Origin of the sequence: Bradyrhizobium sp. UFLA01-814 (assembly GCF_046718885.1) — a bacterium.
GTDB classification, from domain to species: domain Bacteria; phylum Pseudomonadota; class Alphaproteobacteria; order Rhizobiales; family Xanthobacteraceae; genus Bradyrhizobium; species Bradyrhizobium elkanii.
The window spans coordinates 1-7,085 of record NZ_JAQOSR010000274.1; the positions used below are offsets into that span (position 1 = coordinate 1).

5 protein-coding genes and 1 pseudogene are annotated in these 7,085 nt (G+C 64.3%); 3 read left to right on the plus strand and 3 right to left on the minus strand.

What is annotated here, in order from left to right; all coding sequences use genetic code 11:
* Positions 1-22 precede the first annotated feature (22 nt).
* Both PMN64_RS41020 and PMN64_RS41025 read right to left on the minus strand, forming a co-directional pair.
* On the minus strand, positions 23-241 hold the full coding sequence (locus tag PMN64_RS41020) for a helix-turn-helix domain-containing protein (RefSeq protein ID WP_411784877.1): 219 nt from the start codon (positions 239-241) through the stop codon (positions 23-25).
* Positions 242-246: 5 nt separating this feature from the next.
* Positions 247-804: a DUF2975 domain-containing protein gene (locus PMN64_RS41025; protein WP_176936754.1), complete on the minus strand. Its 558-nt coding sequence runs from the start codon at positions 802-804 to the stop codon at positions 247-249.
* Between the two features lie 133 nt (positions 805-937).
* Between PMN64_RS41025 and PMN64_RS41030 the strand changes: the two genes are divergently transcribed.
* Positions 938-1,444: a DUF2147 domain-containing protein gene (locus tag PMN64_RS41030; RefSeq protein WP_411784874.1), complete on the plus strand. Its 507-nt coding sequence runs from the start codon at positions 938-940 to the stop codon at positions 1,442-1,444.
* A 279-nt stretch (positions 1,445-1,723) separates the two neighbouring features.
* Here PMN64_RS41030 and PMN64_RS41035 read toward each other — a convergent pair whose 3' ends face one another.
* The gene (locus PMN64_RS41035) at positions 1,724-2,521 is read right to left on the minus strand and encodes a helix-turn-helix transcriptional regulator (protein WP_028345242.1); all 798 of its coding nucleotides are present in this window, start codon (positions 2,519-2,521) and stop codon (positions 1,724-1,726) included.
* A gap of 268 nt (positions 2,522-2,789) precedes the next feature.
* On the opposite strand from PMN64_RS41035, the gene PMN64_RS41040 reads away from it, so the two are divergent.
* Both PMN64_RS41040 and PMN64_RS41045 read left to right on the plus strand, forming a co-directional pair.
* Positions 2,790-6,203, plus strand: a complete 3,414-nt coding sequence (locus PMN64_RS41040) for an autotransporter domain-containing protein (RefSeq protein ID WP_411784875.1) — start codon at positions 2,790-2,792, stop codon at positions 6,201-6,203.
* Positions 6,204-6,481: 278 nt separating this feature from the next.
* Positions 6,482-7,085: pseudogene (locus PMN64_RS41045) on the plus strand (hypothetical protein); the annotation flags it as partial.

Sequence of the window (7,085 nt, forward strand, 5' to 3'; positions counted from 1 at the left end):
TATACCATGGTCGTCGGCAGCGTCAGATGTGTATAAGAGACAGTTCCAGAATATCCCCCGGCCGGCAGTCCAGCTCGCGGCAGATTGCCGACAGCGTCGAGAAGCGCATCGCCTTGGCCTTGCCGGTCTTCAGGATCGACAGGTTCTGGATCGAGATGCCGATCGCGTCCGCGAGGTCTCCGAGGCGGCGCTTGCGCTTTGCGAGCATGACATCGAGGTTCACCACGATGGGCACAAGCATCACCCTCAGATCGTCAGATCGTTTTCGGACTGCAACAGGATGGCCTGCTCGATCACGAATTTCAGCGCCATCAGGAACACGCCGCCCGCGACGGTGCCGACGTCGACGCCGTAGCTCGGCAGGAAGAACTTGATGTCGCCGAGTTGATACAGCGCATAGGTCACCGCGATGGTCGTGATCGTATCCACAAACGGCCAGACCACCAGGAAGATCCCCATCCACCAGACACCCTGCAGCGTTTCGGACACGAAGATCCGCCCGTTGGCGAATCGGTTCACCATGCGATGTAGGATGCCGATCAGCACGGCGTAAAACGATACCCCAAGCGCGAACAGCGACCAGAACAGCACCTGGCCCTTGGCCGACATGGTGAGCGGGTTGGCGACGATGGCCGCGCACTTCGCCTGCTCGCCGATCAGGCTCTCGGCGATCGTCGCCGACGCCGTGGTGGTGCGGTAATAGGCCAGCCACAGCACGACCGGCAGCGCCGCCCAGATCAACCAGAACGCCCGATCGAGCCTTCGAAACCAGAGCTGGCGCTGCTCACGAACCGATTTCCCCATCGCACCCATCCAGAAATTCTTTGCCAAAAAAGCCGTTACGGCCGGATTACATCATGCCTAGGCAATGTCATTGACTCAACCTTAAACGTGATTTATTTCATGTTTATCATGAAATTTTTCATGAAGAAGGTGGATGATGACGGTAATCCCAGACCAAAACGGCCTGCGCAAGGCTTTGAAGCAATTGGTCCACGCTCACCTCACGCGCCGCCTGATCGTGGCCGCGTTCCACATCCCGCTGCTCGGCAGCCCCGCCGATGCCGCCAAGGCGAGCGACAAGTCGAGCGATCCGGCCGGCGTCTGGCTGACCCAGTCCGGCGACGCCAGGATCAAGATCCATCGCTGCGGCAGCGCGCTGTGCGGCCGCGTCGTCTGGCTGAAGGAGCCGAGGGACAGGGCCACCGGCAAGCCGCAGCTCGACGACAAGAACGCCGATCCCCTCCAGCGCGCTCGGCCGGTCATGGGCATATCGTTGTTCATCAACATGCAGTCCGCAGGACCGAACAAATGGGCCGGCCGGATCTACAACGCCGATGACGGCAAGACCTATGAGAGCTCGGTGACACTGGTGTCGCCGGGCACGCTGAACGTTCGCGGCTGCATGGGAACGCTGTGCGCCGGCGAAGACTGGACGCGGTGAAGCGAATGCGGTGAAGGGACTTGGCCCCGACCCTTCATCGGCCAAGAAGAAAAGCAAACCCGCTCACTCGAGGCCGCCGCATTTGGGCGGCCTTCTTTTATGAACTAGTGTGCTGAATGCGAAGTTCGTGCGATTTCGCGGCAGCCACTTTCACGAACTTCGCATTCATAAAGCACACTAGAATCATAAGTTTCCTAGTGTCCTTATCGAATCCGAAGTTCGCTCCGAAGGTGCGGCAAATGATGCGAACTTCGGATTCGGGACACTCGCCGCCCGCCCTCAGCCTTCCACGCCGAGCTTCCACAGCGGCGGCAGATCGGCGAAGGGCGGCGTGGTGTGGGCGATGACGATCGCAGCGCGCCGGCTGTCGGAATCGATCTTGCTGTTGATCGCCTTGACGTGCGCCTTCACGGCATCGAGCCCGACGCCGAGGATAGCAGCGATCTCCTCGTTCGACTTGCCCTGGGCGATCCACGACGCCACCTCGATCTGGCGCGGCGTCAGCGCAGGAAATGCCAGCCGCAGGCGGTCGCTCGGCGTCAGCGCCGCCAGCGTTCGCTCCTGCGCCTGGCGGTAGCCGCGTAGGATGTGCGGACGAAAACCCTGCATCCGGTCGCGCTCCTCGTCGCTGAACGCCGGCCGTCCCACCACGCGATGCCCGACAACCGTGACCACATAACCGGCGTGCTCGAACGCGATCCCCATGATCCGCCGCGCCCCCGACGGCAGGAACACCTCCTTGGCAATCGGCAGCTCGACGAATTCCTCGTCGCTGAAGAAATCCGACTCGCGCAGCGCGCGTTCGCCATAGAACGCCGGATCGTGCTGCCAGAACGGATGCGAATGCATGTGCTTCGCAAACGCCTGCATGCCGCGGGCACGAACCTCCGGATCGTCGCCGACCGAAATCAACGACCGGAAATCCCAGCTCGGACGATGGAACTCGGTGAAGCTCACCACCTCCGCATCGACCAGGCGGCCGACGCCGGCGAACAGGACACCAGGCAGCGTGTGCAGGTTGGACTCAGATTCGTAGAGACGAATGATTTCGTCGTTGAGCTTGCTGTCCCGTTGCATGGGATTCTGATCGACCAGGTTTGATTTGATTTTTTGGCGATCGCTGCAACGTCACGACGTGCCCACATGTTGCAGCAAAGCCTCGCTCGCCGTCTTATCGTTCGTGCGCGCGTTGGTATACCCCTTAGGGTAATGGCCAGATCGCATTCGATTACGGAATCTCTGCGCTGTGTCGAGTCCGACACATCGCGCGGCGTCGTCAGGGGCAGCAACACGCATGGCCCGGCGAAAGTTGCAACAATTCGAGTTACTACCGGGACTGAATGCGGTGACCCCATTGGAAGACGCAGCGGAACGTCCCGCTGTAGGACAGTTCGACGACACACGCGCTGATTGTTTCGAGGCAAAATCGCTCGCGCGCCACGGGCGCGCGTCGTTCGGCGGCGCCCTGCTGGGCACGACATCGCTGGTTGCGCTGGCGCTGCTCACGGCAACGGCGATGCCGTCCCATGCGGCCGACATCGTCTGGACCGGCGCCAACTCGTCGATCTGGACCGACACCAGCAACTGGCTGCCGAACACGCTTCCGGCCAACCCCAACAACGCGGTGATCGATACGACCTCGCCCAACCCCACGGCGATCGCAGGGACCGCAGGGCAAGCCACCAATGTCACTATCGGCCAAAACGCCAACGGCCAGCTGACGATTTCGGGCGGCGGAACGCTGAACGACCTTAATGGCTTCATCGGAAACAATGCCGGTTCGAACGGCGCCGTGACGGTCGATGGCTTCGGCTCGGTGTGGTTCAGTCCCGGTGTCACTGTCGGCGTGGCCGGCACCGGCACGCTGACGATCCAGAACGGCGGCACCGTGGCCGGTACCAACGGCCTGATCGGGTCTTTGCCTGGCTCGAGCGGGACTGCAACGGTCACCGGACCCAACTCGTCCTGGAATATGACTGACGATCTCGCTGTCGGCGCAAACGGAACCGGTGTGCTGACAATCAAGGCTGGCGGCACCGTGAGCGATCGCAACGGCCGCGTCGGCTTTGTCCCCGGTTCGAGCGGCACCGTCACCGTCACCGGCCCCGGCTCGTCCTGGACCAACTCCGCCGAACTCTATGTCGGCACCGCCGGCACCGGCACGCTGAACATCGAGAACCGCGGCGTCGTGAGCAACGGCGCCAGCTCAAATGCCTACCTTGGCTATATCTTCGGATCCAACGGCAACTTAACGGTCGATGGCGCCGGTTCATCGCTTCTTGTCGGCAAGGAGCTTCATGTCGGCTATGTCGGCACCGGCGTCCTCAACATCCAGAACGGCGGCGCGGTCAGCAACGACACGACCTTCATCGGCTCCAATGTGGGCTCCAACGGCAACGTTGTCGTCACCGGCGCCGGTTCGTCGCTAAGCAGCGCCGACTTCCTGTATGTCGGCTACTCCGGCACCGGCACGCTCGACATTCAAAATGGCGCCACGGTCACCAGCGCCCCCAGCGCGACTCGCGGGATTGCCGGTATCGGCGTCATTGCAGGCTCGAACGGCACGGTGACGATCGACGGCGCCGGGTCGTCCTGGACCCATGGCGGCATTCTCAATGTCGGAGGTGGCGGCACCGGCACGCTGACCATCCGGAACGGCGCAGTGGCCAGCATGATCGGCAGCGACATCGGCTTCCTCGCCGGCTCGAAAGGCACGGCCACGGTCACCGGCTCCGGCTCGTCCTGGACCAACAGCTTCGCCCTGTTTGTCGGCGATGCCGGCACCGGCGCGCTGACGATCCAGAACGGCGGCAGCGTAACGACGCCGCTTTTCGGTGTTGCCAATCAGACCGGCTCGACCGGCACCGTCAACATCGGCGCCGGGCTCGGCCAGGCTGCCGCGGCGCCGGGCACGTTGAACACGCCGACCGTCACGTTCGGCGCCGGCACCGGCAGCATCGTCTTCAACCACACGTCTGCGAACTACAGCTTCGACCCGGCCATATCAGGCGCAGGGTCGGTGCTGGTGGAGGCCGGCAAGACCATCCTGACCGCAAACAGCACCTACACCGGCACCACCACGGTCGACGGCGGCACGCTCAGCGTCAACGGCTCGATTGCGTCCTCGTCCCTCACCTCAGTCAACGTGGGCGGCACGCTCGGCGGCAACGGCACCGTCGGCAACCTCACCATTGCGAGCGGCGGCACCGTGGCGCCGGGCAATTCGATCGGCAGGTTGAACGTCTCGGGCAATGTCAGCTTCGCGGCCGGCTCGATCTATCAGGTCGAAGCCAATGCCGCCGGCCAGTCCGACAGGATCGTCGCCACCGGCAAGGCGACACTCGGCGGCGGCAGCGTGCTGGCGCTGGCGCAGAACGGCACCTATGCGCCGCAGACCACCTACACCATCCTCACCGCGAACAGCGGCGTCACCGGCAGCTTTGCCGACGTCACCAGCAGCCTCACCTTCCTGAACCCGTCGCTGACCTATGATCCGAGCAATGTGTATCTGACCTTGGCGCGCAACAGCACGACCTTCCCCGACGTCGCGCAGACGCCGAACCAGCTCGCGGTCTCCAACGCCCTCGAGGCGAGCGCGCAGACCAGCCCGCTGGTGGTCAGCATCCTCAATCAGAACGCCGCCGGCGCGCGGCAGGCGTTCGATGCGCTGTCGGGCGAGATGCATGCCAGCGCGCAGACCGCGATGCTCGACGATTCACGCTATCTGCGCGACGCTGTGCTCGGCCGGTTGCGGCAATCCGCGTTTGCCGGCGATGCAGGGCCGATGGCCGCACTCAGCGCCGGCGGTCCGCAACTCGCGGCGATGGATTCGATGGCGGCCTCCTCCGCCCTCGCCTATGCCGGCGCGAGCCGTCCCGGCTTCCCGATCAAGGCGCCGCCACTCGCAGCGCCCGTGCGGTTGCCCGACACCACTTTCTGGGCCCAGGGCGTCGGCGCCTGGGGCCGCTTCGGCGGCGACGGCAATGCGAGCGGCATGACGCGCGACCTCGCCGGGTTCTTCAGCGGCGTCGATCATCGTTTTGCGCCGAACTGGATCGCCGGCATCGCCGGCGGCTACACCAACTCGTCGTTGCGCATCGGCGACCGCGCGAGCTCGGCCAACATCGACACCGCGCATCTCGCCGGTTACGCCGGCGCCACTTACGGCGCGCTCAGCCTGCGCGGCGGCGCCGGCGCCAGCTTCAGCACGCTCGACACCAGCCGCTCGATCATCTTCCCGGATTTCTTCGACACCACGCGTGCGCGTTACAACGCCACGTCAGCACAGGTGTTCGGCGAGGTCGGTTACGGCTTCAACCTCGGCAAGGTCGCGCTCGAGCCGTTCGCCGGCCTCGCCTGGGCGCATCTCGATACCGACAGCTTCAGCGAGACCGGCGGCAGCGGCGCCGCCGCGCTGTTCGGCGGCCACAACAACCAGGACGTCGGCTATTCCACTGTCGGCGCGCGCTTCGCCGGCAATCTTGCGCTCGCCAACGGCATGTGGCTGACGCCGCGCGCCTCGGTCGCCTGGCAATACGCGTTCGGCGATGTCTCGCCGACCGCCGCGCTCGCGTTCCAGAGCACCGGCGCAAGCTTCACGGTGAACGGCGTGCCGCTCGCGCGCAACGCGGCGCTGGTGGAAGGCGGGCTCGACCTGCGCATCACCGCACAGGCAACCGTCGGCATCTCCTATGTCGGACAGCTTGCCGATCGGGTGCAGGATCATTCGGTGAAGGGCAACTTCAGCTGGAAGTTCTAACGACGGTTTTGAGTTCGTCGCGGAAGCCGAACAGTTGCAACCATCGCTCTTCCCGCTAGCGGGAAGAGCAGCAGCCTTGATTCAATTTTGCGCGCAATTCGCAGCGATTGCGGAACCGGTCTGTTGCAGCAAAGCCTCGCTTGGCGACTGATCGTACGCGTGCACGTTGATGTACCCTTTTGGGTAGTGGCCAGATTGTGGTCCATTGCGGAATCTGTCGACGGTGTCGACTCCGACACATCGCGCGACATCATCAGGGCCTGGGACGCGCAGGCCCGATGAAAACGGCGACATCTCAAGTCTGGCAAGGCTGGAATGCGGTGACCACGCGGGAATACGCGGCGAAGGATTTCGCTGTAGGACAGTTCGGTAGCGCGCAGACCGCCCGTCTCGATGCGAAGTCGCGCGCGAGTTATTTTCGCACCCTCGCCACGGTCTCGCCGCTTGCGCTGATCCTCGGCACGACCGACCTGACATTGCCGGCTCACGCCCAGGCGGCCTGCACGGCCGACACCACGGCGTGCAGCGCTGCCGGTGGTCCCAGCTTCGGGCGTGGCGGCTTCGGCGGCAACGGCAATGGCGCCGGCGGCAACAGCACCAACCTGGTGGGCGCCGACACCGTGCAAGTGCCTGGCAGCCCCAGCAGCGGCGGCACCGGAGGGATCGGCGGTGCGGGGGAGAACGCTGGAGGAAACGGCGGCGCGCCGGGCTCCGCACTATCCGGAACGGCTGTCGTGACAATACCCGTCACCGGCGTGACCGGGGACACCGGACCGGACGGGTTTCATTTTGGGTCCGGCGGCGGCGGTGGCGGCACCGGGGTGTATTTTTCGGGCACATCACCTGTCTCTTATACACATCTGACGCTGCCGACGACCATGG

Coding starts and splice junctions, on each gene's coding strand:
- PMN64_RS41025 (WP_176936754.1), bottom strand. CDS start 804: ATGGGGAAATCGGTTCGTGAGCAGCGCCAGCTCTGGTTTCGAAGGCTC.
- PMN64_RS41030 (WP_411784874.1), top strand. CDS start 938: ATGATGACGGTAATCCCAGACCAAAACGGCCTGCGCAAGGCTTTGAAG.
- PMN64_RS41035 (WP_028345242.1), bottom strand. CDS start 2,521: ATGCAACGGGACAGCAAGCTCAACGACGAAATCATTCGTCTCTACGAA.
- PMN64_RS41020 (WP_411784877.1), bottom strand. CDS start 241: ATGCTTGTGCCCATCGTGGTGAACCTCGATGTCATGCTCGCAAAGCGC.